Below are 17,110 nucleotides of genomic sequence, written 5' to 3' on the forward strand. Positions count from 1 at the left end.
CGAACGGGCGGTGAACGCGGCCTTCCCGGCATCCGATAGCCTCTGCCGACATGCCGCCCGGGAGCCACCGGAGAAGGCGCCCCCACCATGCACATCACCGCCGCGGACGCGTCGGTACCCAGGGAGTGAATTCGGTTGTCGACCGCCATCCTCACCGGCCAGCCGGTCCCCGGATCGTCGATCGAGGCCGACCTGCGATCCCTCGGGTTCGAGCTGCGGATCGCCGCCGACGCCGCCGAGGCCGAGACCCTCCTCGCGGAGGTGCCGGGCGACCAGCGGGTCGCCCTGGTCGACGCCCGTTTCGTGGGGCACGTGCACGCGCTGCGCCTCGGCCTCACCGACCCGCGCTTCCCGCTCGCCGGAATCCCCGGCGCCGTCAGCGCCCAGCCCGCCGGTCGCCAGGCCCTGACCCGGGCGATGGCCCGCGAGACCTCCGCCGGCGCCGGCACCACCCTGGTCGACAGCCTCGCCGACCGCGTCCTGGCCGCCCTCGACGCCGACGGCACCGGCGCGCACCGCCCCGAACTGGGCAGCCTGGTCGCCGCCGTCCCCGCCGACCCGCAGGCCCGCAACGAGGCACGCCAGGCGGTGGCGGACGTCGACGACGAGGCCGTCCGCCTGAAGTCGGCCGTGAAGGCCCGCGACGGCTTCTTCACCACCTACTGCATCAGCCCCTACTCCCGCTACATCGCCCGCTGGTGCGCCCGCCGCGGCCTGACCCCGAACCAGGTCACCACCGCCTCGCTGATCACCGCCCTCATAGCGGCCGGCTGCGCGGCCACCGGCACCCGCGGCGGCTTCGTCGCGGCCGGCGTCCTGCTGATCGCGTCCTTCGTACTGGACTGCACCGACGGCCAGCTCGCCCGCTACTCCCTGCAGTACTCCACGCTCGGCGCCTGGCTGGACGCCACCTTCGACCGGGCCAAGGAGTACGCCTACTACGCGGGCCTCGCCCTCGGAGCCGCGCGCGGCGGCGACGACGTGTGGGCCCTCGCTCTCGGCGCCATGGTCCTGCAGACCTGCCGGCACGTCGTGGACTTCTCCTTCAACGAGGCCAACCACGACGCCACCGCCAACACAAGCCCCACCGCCGCCCTCTCCGACAAGCTCGACAGCGTCGGCTGGACGGTCTGGGTCCGCCGGATGATCGTCCTGCCCATCGGCGAGCGCTGGGCGATGATCGCGGTGCTGACGGCGCTCACCACGCCCCGGATCACCTTCTACGCGCTGCTCATCGGCTGCGCCTTCGCCGCCACGTACACGACGGCGGGGCGGGTGCTGCGGTCCCTGACGCGCAAGGCCAGGCGGACCGACCGGGCGGCCGGCGCCCTGGCCGACCTCGCCGACAGCGGCCCCCTCGCCCAGGGGGTCGCGGAGGCGCTCAAGAAGTCCGCCCGCGGACTGCCGGGCTTCACCGCCCCCGCTCTCGCCCTGCTCGGCGCTCTGGCCGTCGTCCTCACCTCGGCGCTGACCGGCTTCGGCGGCCCCTGGCCGGTCGTCGCGGCCCTCGGCTACGCCCTGACCTCGGGCCTCGCCGTCGGCCGGCCCCTCAAGGGCGCCCTCGACTGGCTGGTCCCCCCGATCCTCCGCGCCGCCGAGTACGGCACGATCCTGGTCCTCGCGGCCAAGGCGGACGTGAACGGGGCCCTCCCCGCGGCCTTCGGGCTGGTGGCCGCGGTCGCCTACCATCACTACGACACCGTCTACCGCATCCGCGGCGACGCGGGAGCGCCCCCGGCCTGGCTGGTGCGCTCCCTCGGAGGACACGAAGGGCGGACGCTGCTCGTCACCGTCCTCGCCGCGCTGCTCACCGCCTCGCAGTTCAAGGTCGCGCTCACGGCACTGGCCGTGGCAGTGGCCCTCGTGGTGCTCGTCGAGAGCATCCGCTTCTGGGTCGGCGCCCACCAGGGCGGCGCACCCGCCGTACACGATGAAGGAGAAACCGCATGATCGGCCTCGTGCTCGCGGCCGGCGCCGGACGGCGTCTGCGTCCCTACACCGACAGCCTCCCCAAGGCACTGGTGCCGGTGGGCCCCGCGGGCATAGAAGGCGAACCCACGGTCCTCGACCTGACCCTCGGCAACTTCGCCGAGATCGGTCTCACCGAGGTCGCGATCATCGTCGGCTACCGCAAGGAAGCCGTGTACGCGCGCAAGGAGGCGCTGGAGGCGAAGTACGGCCTCAAGCTCACCCTCATCGACAACGACAAGGCCGAGGAGTGGAACAACGCCTACTCCCTGTGGTGCGGGCGTGACGCCCTCAAGGACGGGGTGATCCTCGCCAACGGCGACACCGTCCACCCGGTCTCCGTCGAGAAGACGCTGCTCGCCGCCCGCGGCGACGGCAAGAAGATCATCCTCGCCCTCGACACGGTCAAGGACCTCGCGGACGAGGAGATGAAGGTCGTCGTCGACCCCGAGAAGGGCATGACGAAGATCACCAAGCTGATGGACCCCGCCGAGGCCACCGGTGAGTACATCGGTGTCACCCTCATCGAGGGCGACGCCGCCCCCGAGCTGGCCGACGCCCTCAAGGCCGTGTGGGAGACCGACCCGCAGCAGTTCTACGAGCACGGCTACCAGGAGCTGGTCAACCGCGGCTTCCGCATCGACGTGGCGCCGATCGGCGACGTCAAGTGGGTGGAGATCGACAACCACGACGACCTCGCCCGCGGACGGGAGATCGCGTGCCAGTACTGACCCGGCTCATCCCCTCGCCGCTCGTCGTCGACATCCGCCCCGGTGCCCTCGACGACCTGGCCTGCGTCCTCGCCGACGAGCGCATCTCGCACTCCGGCCGCCTCGCCGTCGCCGTCAGCGGCGGCTCGGGCGCCCGGCTGCGCGAGCGCATCGCGCCGAGCATGCCCGGCGCCACCTGGTACGAGGTCGGCGGCGGCACCCTCGACGACGCCGTCCGGCTGGCGAGCGACATAAAGGCCGGCCACTACGACGCGGTCGTCGGCCTCGGCGGCGGCAAGATCATCGACTGCGCCAAGTTCGCCGCGGCACGCGTCGGCCTGCCCCTGGTCGCCGTGCCGACGAACCTCGCGCACGACGGCCTGTGCTCGCCGGTCGCCACCCTCGACAACGACGCCGGCCGCGGCTCCTACGGCGTGCCCAACCCGATCGCGGTCGTCATCGACCTGGACGTCATCCGCGAGGCCCCGGCGCGCTTCGTGCGCGCGGGCATCGGTGACGCGATCTCCAACATCAACTCGATCGCGGACTGGGAACTGTCCCACCGCGTCAACGGCGAGAAGATCGACGGACTGGCCGCCGCCATGGCCCGCCAGGCGGGCGAGGCGGTGCTCCGGCACCCGGCGGGAGTCGGCGACAACGGCTTCCTCCAGGTACTGGCCGAGGCGCTCGTCCTCACCGGCGTCGCGATGTCGATCTCGGGTGACTCACGGCCTGCCTCCGGGTCCTGCCACGAGATCAACCACGCCTTCGACCTGCTGTTCCCCAAGCGCGCCGCCCCCCACGGCGAGCAGTGCGGACTGGGCGCGGCCTTCGCGATGTGGCTGCGCGGTGCACACGAGGAGTCCGCGTACATGGCCGAGGTGCTGCGCCGGCACGAGCTGCCGGTACTGCCCCAGGAGATCGGCTTCACGGACGACGAGTTCGTCAAGGCCGTCGAGTTCGCCCCGGAGACCCGCCCCGGCCGCTACACCATCCTCGAACACCTCGACCTGAACACCGAACAGATCAAGGACATCTACGCCGACTATGTCAAGGCCATCGGTAGCTGAACTCCGCCCCGTCGTTCACCCCCCGGGGGTGAAGGACCGGCGCAGCGGTGAGCACTGGATGGGACGCCTCTACATGCGTGAGGTGTCCCTGCGGGTCGACCGCTACCTGGTGAACACCAGGGTCACGCCCAACCAGCTCACGTACCTGATGACCGTCTTCGGTGTGCTCGCGGCCCCGGCACTGCTCGTGCCGGGGATCGCGGGCGCCGTGCTGGGCGTGGTGTGCGTCCAGATGTACCTGCTGCTGGACTGCGTCGACGGCGAGATCGCGCGCTGGAAGAAGCAGTACTCCCTCAACGGCGTCTACCTCGACCGCGTCGGCGCCTACCTCACCGACGCCGCCGTGCTCACCGGCTTCGGCCTGCGCGCCGCCGACCTGTGGGGCAGCGGGCGCATCGACTGGCTGTGGGCCTTCCTCGGCACCCTGGCCGCCCTCGGCGCCATCCTGATCAAGGCGGAGACCGACCTCGTCGGCGTCGCCCGGCACCAGGCCGGCAAGCCCCCGGTCAAGGAGGCCGCCGCCGAGATGCGCTCCTCCGGCATGGCGCTGGCCCGCAAGGCCGCCGCCGCCCTGAACTTCCACCGCCTCATCCTCGGCATCGAGGCGTCCCTGCTGATCCTCGCGCTGGCCGTCGTCGACCAGGTCCGCGGCGACCTGTTCTTCTCCCGGCTCGGCGTCGCCGTGCTCGCCGGCATCGCGCTGGTGCAGACCCTGCTGCACCTGGTGTCCATCCTCGCGTCGAGCAGGCTGAAGTGAGCCCCATGAAGGTCGGCGCCGTCATCATCACCATGGGCAATCGGCCCGAGGAGTTGCGCGCCCTGCTCGACTCCGTCGCCAAGCAGGACGGCGACCCGGTCGAGGTGGTCGTCGTCGGCAACGGCTCGCCCGTCCCGGACGTCCCCGAGGGCGTCCGCACCATCGAGCTGCCCGAGAACCTCGGCATCCCCGGCGGCCGCAACGTCGGCATCGAGGCCTTCGGCCCGGCCGGCCGGGACGTCGACGTCCTGCTCTTCCTGGACGACGACGGACTGCTCGCGAGCCACGACACCGCCGAGCTGTGCCGCAAGGCCTTCGAGGCCGACCCGAAGCTCGGCATCGTGAGTTTCCGCATAGCCGACCCCGAGACCGGCGTCACCCAGCGCCGCCACGTGCCCCGGCTGCGCGCGGCCGACCCGATGCGCTCATCGCGGGTGACCACTTTCCTGGGCGGCGCCAACGCCGTCCGCACCCGCGTGTTCGCCGACGTCGGCGGCCTCCCGGACGAGTTCTTCTACGCCCACGAGGAGACCGACCTGGCCTGGCGGGCCCTTGACGCGGGCTGGATGATCGACTACCGGTCCGACATGGTGCTGTACCACCCGACGACCGCGCCCTCGCGGCACGCGGTCTACCACCGCATGGTCGCCCGCAACCGCGTCTGGCTGGCCCGCCGCAACCTCCCCGCGCCCCTCGTCCCGGTCTACCTCGGTGTGTGGCTGCTGCTCACCCTGGTACGCCGCCCCTCCGGCAGTGCGCTGCGCGCCTGGCTCGGCGGATTCCGTGAGGGCTGGACCACCTCGTGCGGTCCCCGGCGGCCCATGAAGTGGCGTACGGTGTGGCGGCTGACCCGGCTGGGCCGGCCCCCCGTCATCTGACAAGCTCGTAGCCGGGAGAACCCGGGAGCCCGCGGGCCGTACGCTGGCCCCGGTTCATGCCGGACCCGGCAACAGGCCGAGCATCTCGAAGACGAAAGTTTCCACTAGTGAGTGAGACAACGCACGACGCCACGGTCGCGATGAGCGCGCCCGCGGCGCCCGACGAGGGCCTCACGGCGAGGGAACTCGCCGCCAAGCACGGGCTCACCGTGAGCGGCGCCCGGCCGACCCTCATCGAGTACGTCCGTCAGCTCTGGGACCGGCGGCACTTCATCCTCGCCTTCTCCCGGGCGAAGCTGACCGCCCAGTACAGCCAGGCCAAGCTCGGCCAGCTGTGGCAGGTGGCCACACCGCTGCTCAACGCGGCCGTCTACTTCTTCATCTTCGGCCTGCTCCTGGAGGCCGACCGGGGCCTGCCCCGCGAGGTGTACATCCCGTTCCTGGTCACGGGCGTGTTCGTGTTCACCTTCACGCAGAGCTCGGTGATGGCCGGCGTGCGCGCGATCTCCGGCAACCTCGGCCTGGTCCGGGCCCTGCACTTCCCGCGCGCCTCACTGCCGATCTCCTTCGCGCTCCAGCAGCTCCAGCAGCTGATGTTCTCGATGATCGTGCTGTTCGCCATCGCGGTCGGCTTCGGCCACTACCCGGACCTGTCCTGGCTGCTGATCGTGCCGGTGCTGGTCCTGCAGTTCTGCTTCAACACCGGCCTCGCGCTGATCATGGCCCGGGCGGGCGCCAAGACCCCCGACCTCGCGCAGCTGATGCCGTTCGTGATGCGGACGTGGATGTACGCGTCCGGGGTGATGTTCTCCATCCCGATCTTCCTGGAGGGCAAGCCCGAGTGGATCGCGAACGTCCTGCAGTGGAACCCCGCCGCGATCTACATGGACCTGATGCGCTTCGCCCTGATCGACGAGTACGACTCGTCGTACCTGCCCGACCACGTCTGGGCGGCCGCGGGCGGCTGGGCCGTGCTGTTCGCCATCGGCGGCTTCGTGTACTTCTGGAAGGCGGAGGAGCGGTACGGCCGTGGCTGAGCAGCGACAGGACACACGCATCCCCACCGTCGTCGCGGACGACCTGCACATCGTCTACCGCGTCAACGGCGCCAAGACCGGAAAGGGCAGCGCCACCGCCGCCCTCAGCCGCATCATCAAGCGCGGCGAGGAGCGGGGCGTGCGCAAGGTGCACGCCGTGCGCGGGGTCTCCTTCGTGGCGTACCGCGGTGAGGCCATCGGCCTGATCGGCTCCAACGGCTCCGGCAAGTCGACCCTGCTGCGGGCCATCGCCGGTCTGCTCCCCGCCGAGCAGGGCAAGGTCTACACCGACGGCCAGCCCTCGCTGCTCGGTGTCAACGCGGCCCTGATGAACGACCTCACCGGCGAACGGAACGTCATATTGGGCGGGCTCGCCATGGGCATGTCCCGCGAGGAGATCAAGGAGCGCTACCAGGAGATCGTCGACTTCTCCGGCATCAACGAGAAGGGCGACTTCATCACCCTGCCGATGCGCACATACTCCTCCGGCATGGCGGCCCGGCTCCGCTTCTCCATCGCGGCGGCCAAGGACCACGACGTCCTGATGATCGACGAGGCGCTGGCGACGGGTGACCGCAAGTTCCAGAAGCGCTCCGAGGACCGCATCCGGGAGCTGCGCAAGGAAGCCGGCACGGTGTTCCTGGTCAGCCACAACAACAAGTCCATCCGGGACACCTGTGACCGCGTCCTGTGGCTGGAGCGCGGCGAGCTGCGCATGGACGGCCCCACCGACGAGGTGCTCAAGGAGTACGAGAAGTTCACGGGCAAGTAGTCCGGATTCGGCCAGGGCCCCGACGGAACTGCTCCGGCGGGGCCCGGCGTCTGCAAAGGAAACGTCAACTCCGGCCCATCTCAGGAATCTTGGGGCCAATCGGTGTGTTCTCGTGAGGTGTCGGAACACCCTGAGGAACCGTGTCGCGTTGTACAACGTAAGCTGTACCGGTCCCTAAACACGGCAATCAGGGCAATAATGCGCGACACCGCCCGTCGGACCACCGTGCGGACGGCTGGGCGGCGTGTCCGAAATAGTGTGTATTGGGTCGGCAGTGTAGAACGGGAGATGTGACGGCGATGGCTACGGAAACTCCCCAGCTCCACGCAGCACGTGCCGTCCCCGCGCCGGGCAGCCCACGGTGACGGGAACCGGCACGACGCGCCCCCTCGACGCGGAGCGCGGCACGCTCGACAAGGCCGCCGGCGAGAACTTCCCGGTGGCCCCCTTCTTCCTGCCCCGGGCCTGGCGCACCGACCTCATGGCCGTCTACGGCTTCGCCCGCCTGGTCGACGACATCGGCGACGGCGACCTCGCCCCCGGCGGCGCCGACGCCCGGCTGCTCGGGGTGTCCGAGCAGGCGGCCGAGGACCGCCTGGTCCTGCTGGACGCTTTCGAGGCCGATCTGCGCCGCGTCTTCGACGGGACCCCGCGTCATCCCCTGCTGCGCCGCCTCCAGCCGACCGTGCGCCGCTGCTCGCTGACGCCCGAGCCGTTCCTCGGCCTGATCGCCGCCAACCGCCAGGACCAGCTGGTCGGCCGTTACGAGACCTACGACGACCTGCTCGCCTACTGCGAGCTCTCCGCCAACCCCGTCGGCCGCCTCGTCCTCGCCGTCACCGGTACCTCGACCCCCGAGCGGATCCGCCTCTCCGACATGATCTGCACGGCCCTGCAGATCGTCGAGCACCTCCAGGACGTCGCCGAGGACCTGGGCCGCGACCGCGTCTACCTGCCCGCGGCCGACCTGAAACGCTTCCACGTCCAGGAAGCCGATCTCGCCACGAAATCCGCCGGAGCGTCGGTCCGTGCGCTGATTGCGTACGAAGCGCAAAGGGCCACGGATCTCCTGAATGAAGGCGCCCCCCTGGTGGGTAGCGTCCACGGCAGGCTGAAGCTGCTGCTCGCGGGGTTCGTGGCGGGGGGAAGGGCGGCGGTCCACGCGATCGCCGCCGCCGACTACGACGTACTTCCCGGCCCGCCCAAGCCCGGCAAGCTCCGGTTGCTGCGTGAGGTGGGCGTGACTCTGCGAGGAGAGGGGTGATCCGGACCGTGGAGCCGGAACCACACGCGTCCCCACCGGTACTCGCCGCCTACAGCTACTGCGAGGCCGTCACCGGGCGGCAGGCCCGCAACTTCGCCTACGGCATCCGGCTGCTGCCGACGCCGCAGCGCCGCGCGATGTCGGCGCTGTACGCGTTCTCGCGGCGGGTCGACGACATCGGGGACGGCGCGCTCGCCGACGACGTCAAGACGGCCAGGCTGGAGGAGACCCGGGCGCTGCTCACCCGGATCCGCGAGGACGAGGTCGGCGAGGACGACACCGACCCGGTCGCGGTCGCCCTGGCGCACGCCGCCGGGCACTTCCCGATCCCGCTCGGCGGCCTGGACGAGCTCATCGACGGCGTCCTGATGGACGTCCGCGGCGAGACCTATGAGACCTGGGACGACCTGAAGGTCTACTGCCGCTGCGTCGCGGGCGCCATCGGGCGTCTCTCGCTCGGCGTCTTCGGCACCGAACCGGGGGCGCGTGGCGTGGACCGCGCGCCGGAGTACGCGGACACGCTCGGGCTGGCGCTCCAGCTCACCAACATCCTCAGAGACGTCCGCGAGGACGCCGTGGACGGGCGGACCTATCTGCCCGCCGACGATCTCGCCAAGTTCGGCTGCTCGGCCGGCTTCAGCGGGCCGCGGCCGCCGGAGGGCTCCGACTTCGCGGGCCTGGTGCACTTCGAAGTGCGACGGGCCCGCGCCCTGTTCGCCGAGGGCTACCGGCTGCTCCCCATGCTCGACCGGCGCAGCGGCGCCTGCGTCGCCGCCATGGCCGGCATCTACCGCCGCCTCCTCGACCGCATCGAGCGCGACCCGGAGGCCGTGCTGCGCGGCCGGGTCTCCCTGCCCGGGCGGGAGAAGGCCTACGTCGCCGTGCGCGGGCTGTCCGGTCTCGACGCCCGGCACGTGACCCGGCGGACCGTCAGGAGGCGTGTGTGAGGGCGCGTGTGCGGGGCACCGACGCCGCCGTCGGCGGAAAGCGGCGGGCAACCCTCCGGCGCGGGGCCGCGTCCCTGACACAGACGGCCGGTCGTGCACCGTTCGGGCAGCACGCTCCGGCCCCGGGGGAGGGCGCGCGATGACCCACGGCACAAGGCCCGGAAGGCCGGCGGGGCACACCGTCGTGGTGGGCGGCGGGCTCGCCGGTGTCACCACCGCGCTCGCGCTCGCCGACGCCGGAGTGCGCGTCACCCTGCTGGAGGGCAGGCCGCGACTCGGCGGTCTGGCCTTCTCCTTCCGGCGCGGCGAACTCACCGTCGACAACGGCCAGCACGTCTACCTGCGCTGCTGCACCGCCTACCGCTGGTTCCTCGACCGCATCGAGGGCGCGGCGCTGGCCCCGCTGCAGGACCGGCTCGACGTACCCGTCCTCGACCTCGCCCGGCCCGAGGGGCGCCGCCTCGGCAGGCTCCGCAGGGACGCCCTGCCCGTGCCGCTGCACCTCGGGCGCAGCCTCGCCACCTACCCGCACCTCTCGCTCGCCGACCGCGCCAAGGTGGGCCGGGCCGCCCTCGCGCTCAAGGGGCTCGACCTCGCCGACCCGGCGCTGGACACCCAGGACTTCGGCAGCTGGCTCGCCGCGCACGGCCAGTCCACACGCGCCGTCGAGGCCCTGTGGGACCTGGTCGGGATCGCCACTCTCAACGCGGTCGCCTCCGACGCCTCCCTGGCGCTCGCCGCGATGGTCTTCAAGACCGGTCTGCTGTCCGACCCGGGCGCCGCCGACATCGGCTGGGCCCGGGTGCCGCTGGGCGACCTGCACGACGGGCTGGCCCGCAAGGCACTCGACTCGGCCGGTGTCCGCACCGAACTGCGCACCCGCGTCACCTCGCTCCACGCGAGCGCGGACGGGCGGTGGACCGTCCGGGTACCCGGCGAGACGCTGGAGGCCGACGCGGTGGTCCTCGCCGTACCCCAGCGCGAGGCGTACGACCTGCTGCCGGCGGGCGCCCTCGACGCGCCCGAGCGGCTGCTGGAGATCGGCACCGCGCCGATCCTCAACGTCCATGTGGTGTACGACCGCAAGGTGCTCGGCCGGCCGTTCTTCGCCGCCCTGGGCAGCCCCGTGCAGTGGGTCTTCGACCGTACCGACGCCTCCGGGCTGCGCGAGGGCCAGTACCTCGCCCTGTCGCAGTCGGTCGCCCAGGACGAGATCGACGAGCCCGTGGCCGTACTGCGCGAGCGGTACCTGCCCGAGCTGGAGCGGCTGCTGCCCCTGGCCCGCGGCGCCGGCGTGAGGGACTTCTTCGTCACCCGGGAGCGCACCGCCACGTTCGCTCCCACCCCCGGCGTCGGGCGCCTCCGGCCCCGCGCCCGCACCAAGGCATCCGGCCTCTGGCTGGCCGGAGCGTGGACCGCCACCGGGTGGCCCGCGACCATGGAGAGTGCGGTCCGCAGTGGTGTGAGCGCGGCGGACGCCGTGCTGGGCGCCCTGGGCCGGCCCCGTCCGCAAGCCCTCTTCGAGTTCGAGGAGGCGGCATGATGCCGGCTCAGGCCGGCGCGGCAGGCGGCCCCCGCACCCCCGGTACCGCAACAAGAGGAGAGACTGTGCCCACTGTGCCCCCGGCCTCGAAGACTGCCGAGGCGGTGGACGTGACCGCGCTGCTGGAGCGCGGCCGGACCCTGGCCACTCCGGTACTGCGGGCGGCCATCGACCGCCTGGCACCTCCCATGGACACTGTTGCCGCCTACCACTTCGGCTGGATCGACGCCCAGGGCAGGCCCGCGGAGGGGGACGGCGGCAAGGCCGTGCGCCCCGCCCTCGCGGTGCTGTCCGCCGAGGTCATGTCGGCCGCCCCCGAGACCGGCATCCCCGGCGCCGTCGCCGTGGAGCTCGTCCACAACTTCTCCCTCCTCCACGACGACCTCATGGACGGCGACGAGCAGCGCCGTCACCGCGACACGGTCTGGAAGGTGCACGGCCCCGCCCAGGCCATCCTGGTCGGCGACGCCCTGTTCGCCCTCGCCAACGAGATGCTCCTCGAACTCGGCACCGTCGAGGCCGGCCGCGCCACCCGCCGTCTGACCACCGCCACCCGCGCCCTGATCGACGGTCAGGCCCAGGACATCTCCTACGAGCACCGCGACCGCGTCAGCGTCGAGGAGTGCCTGGAGATGGAGGGCAACAAGACCGGCGCCCTGCTCGCCTGCGCCAGCTCCATCGGCGCGGTCCTCGGCGGCGCCGACGACCACACCGCCGACACCCTCGAGAAGTACGGCTACCACCTGGGCCTCGCCTTCCAGGCCGTCGACGACTTGCTCGGCATCTGGGGCGACCCGGTCTCCACCGGCAAGCAGACCTGGAGCGACCTGCGCCAGCGCAAGAAGTCCCTGCCGGTCGTGGCCGCCCTCGCGGCGGACGGCCCGGCCTCCGAGCGGCTCGGCGAGATCCTCGCCGCCGACGCCAAGGCCCACGACTTCGAGAACTTCTCCGAGGAGGAGTTCGCGGCCCGCGCCGCCCTCATCGAACAGGCCGGCGGTCGCGAGTGGACCGCCGAAGAGGCACGCCGTCAGCACACCATCGCCATCGAAGCCCTCGACACCGTCGACATGCCCGACCAGGTGCGGGAGCAGTTCACGGCCCTCGCGGACTTCGTCGTCGTACGGAAGAGATGATCACTATCGGCCGAATAACCCTCGCGTAGTCGCCGGCCGGTGCCGCGAGTCATCTCGGAGCACCGGCCGACGGCGGACCCACAGCAGCTGCACACCATGCACCACTGCACGAAGGGGAAGCCATGACAGCGACGACCGACGGAAGCACCGGGGCCCTGCCACCCCGCGCCGCCGCGGCCAGCGACACCGACACGCACATCCCCGGGGCGGCCGGGGTACCGGAAGCCGCCGCACGCGCCGCCCGGCGTGCCACCGATTTCCTGCTCTCCCTCCAGGACGCCGAGGGCTGGTGGAAGGGCGACCTAGAGACCAACGTCACGATGGACGCCGAGGACCTGCTGCTCCGTCAGTTCCTCGGCATCCGTGACGAGGAGACCACGCGGGCCGCCGCCCTCTTCATCCGCGGCGAGCAGGGCGAGGACGGCGCCTGGGCCACCTTCTACGGCGGACCGGGCGACCTGTCCGCCACCATCGAGGCGTACGTCGCCCTCCGCCTGGCCGGTGACGCCCCCGACGCCCCGCACATGGCCCGGGCCTCCGCCTGGATCCGGGCGCGGGGCGGCATCGCCGCCGCCCGGGTCTTCACCCGGATCTGGCTGGCCCTGTTCGGCTGGTGGAAGTGGGAGGACCTCCCCGAACTCCCGCCGGAGCTGGTCTTCTTCCCGAAGTGGGTGCCGCTCAACATCTACGACTTCGGCTGCTGGGCGCGGCAGACCATCGTCCCGCTGACGATCGTCTCCGCGAAGCGGCCGGTGCGCCCCGCGCCCTTCTCGCTCGACGAGCTGCACACCGACCCGCAGCGGCCCAACCCGTCCAAGCCCCTGGCCTCGCCGTTCAGTTGGGACGGCGCTTTCCAGCGGATGGACAGGGGCCTGCACGCCCTGCGGAAGATCGCCCCGCGCGGACTGCGCAGGGCCGCCATGAACAGCGCCGCCCGCTGGATCATCGAGCGGCAGGAGAACGACGGCTGCTGGGGCGGCATCCAGCCCCCCGCCGTGTACTCCGTCATCGCCCTGCACCTGCTCGGCTACGACCTCCAGCACCCGGTGATGCGCGAGGGGCTGGCGTCCCTGGACCGGTTCGCCGTGTGGCGCGAGGACGGCGCCCGGATGATCGAGGCCTGCCAGTCGCCGGTGTGGGACACGTGCCTGGCCGCGATCGCCCTCGTCGACGCCGGACTGCCCGCCGACCACCCGCAGTTGGTCAAGGCGGCCGACTGGATGCTGGGCGAGGAGATCGTCCGGCCCGGCGACTGGTCCGTCAAACGCCCCGGACTGCCGCCCGGGGGCTGGGCGTTCGAGTTCCACAACGACAACTACCCGGACATCGACGACACCGCCGAGGTGATCCTCGCGCTGCGCCGGATCGCCCACCCCGACCCGGAGCGGATGGAGAGGGCGATCGGGCGCGGTACGCGCTGGACGCTCGGCATGCAGTCGAGGAACGGCGCCTGGGCCGCCTTCGACGTCGACAACACCAGCCCCTTCCCCAACCGGCTGCCGTTCTGCGACTTCGGCGAGGTCATCGACCCGCCCTCCGCCGACGTCACCGCGCACGTCGTCGAGATGCTCGCGGTGGAGGGACTCGCCCACGACCCGCGCACCCGCCGCGGCGTCGAGTGGCTGCTCGCCGAGCAGGAACCGGACGGCTCGTGGTTCGGGCGCTGGGGCGTCAACTACGTCTACGGCACCGGGTCCGTCGTCCCCGCCCTGACCGCCGCCGGCCTCCCGGCCGCGCACCCGGCGATCCGGCGGGCCGTGACCTGGCTGGAGTCGGTGCAGAACGACGACGGCGGCTGGGGCGAGGACCTGCGCTCCTACCGGGACGTCAAGGAGTGGAGCGGCCGGGGCGCCTCGACCGCCTCGCAGACGGCGTGGGCGCTGATGGCCCTGCTCGCGGCGGGGGAGCGAGACGCCAAGGCCGTCGAGCGCGGCGTGGAGTGGCTCGCGACGACACAGCGGGCGGACGGCTCCTGGGACGAGCCGTACTTCACGGGGACGGGCTTCCCGTGGGACTTCTCGATCAACTACCACCTCTACCGGCAGGTGTTCCCGCTCACCGCGCTCGGCCGGTACCTGCACGGCGAGCCCTTCGCGGACCGGCTGCGGGGAAGCGCGACGGCCGACGAGCCGCGGGGGAGCGGGGCCGGGACGCCACTCACCGAGGCCGAGGGGACCGGATGAGCGCGACTGTCGCCCCGGTCCCGCTGCTGATCGCCTGTGCGCTCGGCATCGAGCAGTTCGCCCTGCGCGCGGGCGGCCGGAGCGGGGCCGACGGGCCGGTCACGGTCCTGCGGACGGGCATGGGTCCCGCCGCCGCCGAGCGGGCCGTCACCCGCATGCTGGCCGACCCGGCCCTGCGTGACGCCGCCGTCCTCGCCACCGGCTTCTGCGCGGGCCTCGCACCCGGCATGCACCCCGGCGATCTCGTCGTCGCCGAGGAGACCCGCGACCCGCGCGGCACGACCCGGTGTGTCGGGACCGGGCTGCTGGTGCGGGAACTGACCCGCGCGCTGCCCGGCCGTACCGTGCACACCGGGCCGCTGACCGGCTCCGACCACGTCGTACGCGGCCCCGAACGGGCCGCTCTGCGCGCCACCGGCGCGATCGCGGTCGACATGGAGTCCGCCGTCACGCTCCTGAGCGCCGTGCGGGCGGGCGAGCGCCCGGTTGCGGCCGTCCGGGTGGTCGTGGACGCTCCTGAACATGAACTCGTCCGGATCGGCACGGTGCGCGGTGGAATATCAGCTTTCCGTGTTCTTCGTTCCGTCCTTCCCGCTTTCTTCGAATGGCACCGTTCCTCGCTGCTCCCCAGGAGGTGAGCCAGATGGCCATGCCGCTCCGACAGTCCATCAAGGTCGCTACATACTTGGCTGAACAGAAGATCCGCCGCCGGGACAAGTTCCCGCTGATCGTCGAGCTGGAGCCGCTGTTCGCCTGCAACCTCAAATGCGAGGGGTGCGGCAAGATCCAGCATCCGGCCGGGGTGCTCAAGCAGCGGATGCCGGTGGCCCAGGCCGTCGGGGCGGTCATGGAGTCCGGCGCCCCGATGGTGTCCATCGCCGGCGGCGAGCCGCTGATGCACCCGCAGATCGACGAGATCGTCCGCCAGCTGGTGGCCAAGCGGAAGTACGTCTTCCTCTGCACCAACGCGATGCTGCTGCGCAAGAAGATGGACAAGTTCACGCCGTCGCCCTACTTCGCCTTCGCGGTGCACATCGACGGCCTGCGCGAGCGGCACGACGAGTCGGTCGCCAAGGAGGGCGTGTTCGACGAGGCGGTGGAGGCGATCAAGGAGGCCAAGCGGCGCGGCTTCCGGGTCACGACCAACTCGACCTTCTTCAACACCGACACCCCGCAGACCATCATCGAGGTGCTGAACTTCCTCAACGACGACCTCAAGGTCGACGAGATGATGATCTCGCCCGCCTACGCCTACGAGAAGGCCCCCGACCAGGAGCACTTCCTCGGCGTGGAACAGACCCGCGAGCTGTTCAAGAAGGCCTTCTCCGGCGGCAACCGGCGGCGCTGGCGGCTCAACCACTCCCCGCTCTTCCTGGACTTCCTGGAGGGCAAGGTCGACTTCCCCTGCACCGCGTGGGCGATCCCGAACTACTCGCTCTTCGGCTGGCAGCGCCCCTGCTACCTGATGAGCGACGGGTACGTCCCGACGTACCGGGAGCTGGTCGAGGACACCGACTGGGACAAGTACGGCCGCGGCAAGGACCCGCGCTGCGCCAACTGCATGGCGCACTGCGGCTACGAGCCCACCGCCGTCCTCGCCACCATGGGATCGCTGAAGGAGTCGCTGCGCGCCATGCGCGAGACGGTCTCCGGGAACCGGGAGTGATGACATGACCGCTGTCTCGCTGGGCGTCCCCGAGGTGCCGGCCCGGCCGATCGCCGAGCGGCGCCTCTCGCGCCGGATCCAGGTCGGCCCGGTGCCGGTCGGGGGAGGGGCCCCGGTCTCCGTGCAGTCGATGACGACGACCCGCACGTCCGACGTCGGTGCCACGCTGCAGCAGATCGCCGAACTGACCGCGTCCGGCTGCCAGATCGTCCGGGTCGCCTGCCCCACGCAGGACGACGCGGACGCCCTGGCCACCATCGCCCGCAAGTCGCAGATCCCGGTCATCGCGGACATCCACTTCCAGCCGAAGTACGTGTTCGCGGCCATCGAGGCCGGCTGCGCGGCGGTCCGCGTCAACCCGGGCAACATCAAGCAGTTCGACGACCGGGTCAAGGAGATCGCCCAGGCCGCGAAGGACCACGGCACCCCGATCCGGATCGGCGTCAACGCCGGGTCACTGGACCGGCGCCTGCTCCAGAAGTACGGCAAGGCCACCCCGGAGGCGCTCGTGGAGAGCGCGCTGTGGGAGGCGTCCCTGTTCGAGGAGCACGGCTTCCGCGACATCAAGATCTCCGTCAAGCACAACGACCCGGTCGTCATGATCGAGGCGTACCGGCAGCTCGCCGAGAGTTGCGACTACCCGCTGCACCTGGGCGTGACGGAGGCCGGCCCGGCCTTCCAGGGCACCATCAAGTCGGCGGTGGCGTTCGGGGCGCTGCTCTCGCGGGGCATCGGCGACACGATCCGCGTCTCGCTCTCGGCGCCGCCGGCCGAGGAGGTCAAGGTCGGCATCCAGATCCTTCAGTCACTCGGACTCAAGGAGCGCAGGCTGGAGATCGTGTCGTGCCCGTCCTGCGGCCGCGCCCAGGTCGACGTCTACAAGCTCGCCGAGGAGGTCACCGCAGGACTGGACGGCATGGAGGTGCCGCTGCGGGTCGCCGTCATGGGGTGTGTGGTCAACGGCCCCGGCGAGGCACGGGAGGCCGATCTCGGGGTCGCCTCCGGCAACGGCAAGGGCCAGATCTTCGTCAAGGGCGAGGTCATCAAGACCGTCCCCGAATCCAAGATCGTCGAGACGCTGATCGAAGAGGCGATGAAGATCGCCGAGCAGATGGAGCAGGACGGCGTGGGGTCGGGGGAGCCCGCCGTCACCGTGAGCTGAGCAGCACGGAATGTCGAAGG

16 protein-coding genes are annotated in these 17,110 nt (G+C 71.5%); all 16 read left to right on the top strand.

The window, feature by feature from the left end; genetic code table 11:
- Window positions 1–135: 135 nt before the first annotated feature.
- Window positions 136–1,950 (top strand): DUF5941 domain-containing protein, encoded by a 1,815-nt coding sequence (locus tag ACFZDE_RS15770; RefSeq protein WP_391200247.1) that lies wholly within the window; start codon window positions 136–138, stop codon window positions 1,948–1,950.
- Window positions 1,947–2,699, top strand: coding sequence for a sugar phosphate nucleotidyltransferase (locus tag ACFZDE_RS15775; protein ID WP_390995986.1), 753 nt, complete (start codon window positions 1,947–1,949; stop codon window positions 2,697–2,699). Before ACFZDE_RS15770 ends, ACFZDE_RS15775 begins: the two co-directional genes overlap by 4 nt.
- Window positions 2,687–3,748 (top strand): iron-containing alcohol dehydrogenase, encoded by a 1,062-nt coding sequence (locus ACFZDE_RS15780; protein WP_391200248.1) that lies wholly within the window; start codon window positions 2,687–2,689, stop codon window positions 3,746–3,748. The genes ACFZDE_RS15775 and ACFZDE_RS15780 overlap by 13 nt, the downstream gene beginning before the upstream one ends.
- On the top strand, window positions 3,726–4,505 hold the full coding sequence (locus ACFZDE_RS15785; protein ID WP_266464645.1) for a CDP-alcohol phosphatidyltransferase family protein: 780 nt from the start codon (window positions 3,726–3,728) through the stop codon (window positions 4,503–4,505). The genes ACFZDE_RS15780 and ACFZDE_RS15785 overlap by 23 nt, the downstream gene beginning before the upstream one ends.
- A gap of 5 nt (window positions 4,506–4,510) precedes the next feature.
- A complete protein-coding gene (locus tag ACFZDE_RS15790; RefSeq protein WP_390996667.1) occupies window positions 4,511–5,383 on the top strand; it encodes a glycosyltransferase in 873 nt (290 codons plus the stop codon).
- 107 nt (window positions 5,384–5,490) lie between these two features.
- The gene (locus ACFZDE_RS15795; RefSeq protein WP_390995993.1) at window positions 5,491–6,420 is read left to right on the top strand and encodes an ABC transporter permease; all 930 of its coding nucleotides are present in this window, start codon (window positions 5,491–5,493) and stop codon (window positions 6,418–6,420) included.
- A complete protein-coding gene (locus ACFZDE_RS15800) occupies window positions 6,413–7,192 on the top strand; it encodes an ATP-binding cassette domain-containing protein (protein ID WP_390995996.1) in 780 nt (259 codons plus the stop codon). The genes ACFZDE_RS15795 and ACFZDE_RS15800 overlap by 8 nt, the downstream gene beginning before the upstream one ends.
- A gap of 361 nt (window positions 7,193–7,553) precedes the next feature.
- Entirely contained in the window at window positions 7,554–8,456 is a 903-nt protein-coding gene (hpnC, locus tag ACFZDE_RS15805; protein ID WP_391200250.1) for a squalene synthase HpnC, read from the top strand.
- Complete coding sequence (gene hpnD / locus ACFZDE_RS15810) at window positions 8,453–9,403, top strand: presqualene diphosphate synthase HpnD (protein WP_390996001.1); 951 nt, start codon at window positions 8,453–8,455, stop codon at window positions 9,401–9,403. Before hpnC ends, hpnD begins: the two co-directional genes overlap by 4 nt.
- Before the next feature lie 8 nt (window positions 9,404–9,411).
- The gene (locus tag ACFZDE_RS15815; protein WP_391200510.1) at window positions 9,412–9,546 is read left to right on the top strand and encodes a DUF6380 family protein; all 135 of its coding nucleotides are present in this window, start codon (window positions 9,412–9,414) and stop codon (window positions 9,544–9,546) included.
- Window positions 9,543–10,946, top strand: a complete 1,404-nt coding sequence (gene hpnE / locus ACFZDE_RS15820) for a hydroxysqualene dehydroxylase HpnE (protein WP_390996004.1) — start codon at window positions 9,543–9,545, stop codon at window positions 10,944–10,946. Before ACFZDE_RS15815 ends, hpnE begins: the two co-directional genes overlap by 4 nt.
- Window positions 10,946–12,079, top strand: coding sequence for a polyprenyl synthetase family protein (locus ACFZDE_RS15825; RefSeq protein WP_391200511.1), 1,134 nt, complete (start codon window positions 10,946–10,948; stop codon window positions 12,077–12,079). The genes hpnE and ACFZDE_RS15825 overlap by 1 nt, the downstream gene beginning before the upstream one ends.
- A gap of 122 nt (window positions 12,080–12,201) precedes the next feature.
- Window positions 12,202–14,262, top strand: coding sequence for a squalene--hopene cyclase (gene shc / locus ACFZDE_RS15830; protein WP_391200251.1), 2,061 nt, complete (start codon window positions 12,202–12,204; stop codon window positions 14,260–14,262).
- On the top strand, window positions 14,259–14,900 hold the full coding sequence (locus ACFZDE_RS15835; protein ID WP_390996010.1) for a 1-hydroxy-2-methyl-2-butenyl 4-diphosphate reductase: 642 nt from the start codon (window positions 14,259–14,261) through the stop codon (window positions 14,898–14,900). Before shc ends, ACFZDE_RS15835 begins: the two co-directional genes overlap by 4 nt.
- A 5-nt stretch (window positions 14,901–14,905) precedes the next feature.
- Complete coding sequence (gene hpnH, locus ACFZDE_RS15840) at window positions 14,906–15,928, top strand: adenosyl-hopene transferase HpnH (RefSeq protein ID WP_189588126.1); 1,023 nt, start codon at window positions 14,906–14,908, stop codon at window positions 15,926–15,928.
- Window positions 15,929–15,932: 4 nt separating this feature from the next.
- A complete protein-coding gene (gene ispG / locus ACFZDE_RS15845; protein ID WP_390996015.1) occupies window positions 15,933–17,090 on the top strand; it encodes a flavodoxin-dependent (E)-4-hydroxy-3-methylbut-2-enyl-diphosphate synthase in 1,158 nt (385 codons plus the stop codon).
- Window positions 17,091–17,110 lie beyond the last annotated feature (20 nt).

It is taken from the genome of Streptomyces sp. NPDC007929 (genome assembly GCF_042959065.1).
In the GTDB taxonomy this organism is placed as follows: Bacteria; Actinomycetota; Actinomycetes; order Streptomycetales; family Streptomycetaceae; genus Streptomyces.

What these genes read in the sequence shown, in the direction of transcription:
- ACFZDE_RS15775 (WP_390995986.1), top strand. Translation starts at nt 1,947, where the DNA reads ATGATCGGCCTCGTGCTCGCGGCCGGCGCCGGACGGCGTCTGCGTCCC.
- ACFZDE_RS15785 (WP_266464645.1), top strand. Translation starts at nt 3,726, where the DNA reads ATGTCAAGGCCATCGGTAGCTGAACTCCGCCCCGTCGTTCACCCCCCG.
- ACFZDE_RS15790 (WP_390996667.1), top strand. Translation starts at nt 4,511, where the DNA reads ATGAAGGTCGGCGCCGTCATCATCACCATGGGCAATCGGCCCGAGGAG.
- hpnE (WP_390996004.1), top strand. Translation starts at nt 9,543, where the DNA reads ATGACCCACGGCACAAGGCCCGGAAGGCCGGCGGGGCACACCGTCGTG.
- ACFZDE_RS15825 (WP_391200511.1), top strand. Translation starts at nt 10,946, where the DNA reads ATGCCGGCTCAGGCCGGCGCGGCAGGCGGCCCCCGCACCCCCGGTACC.
- shc (WP_391200251.1), top strand. Translation starts at nt 12,202, where the DNA reads ATGACAGCGACGACCGACGGAAGCACCGGGGCCCTGCCACCCCGCGCC.
- ACFZDE_RS15835 (WP_390996010.1), top strand. Translation starts at nt 14,259, where the DNA reads ATGAGCGCGACTGTCGCCCCGGTCCCGCTGCTGATCGCCTGTGCGCTC.
- hpnH (WP_189588126.1), top strand. Translation starts at nt 14,906, where the DNA reads ATGGCCATGCCGCTCCGACAGTCCATCAAGGTCGCTACATACTTGGCT.
- ispG (WP_390996015.1), top strand. Translation starts at nt 15,933, where the DNA reads ATGACCGCTGTCTCGCTGGGCGTCCCCGAGGTGCCGGCCCGGCCGATC.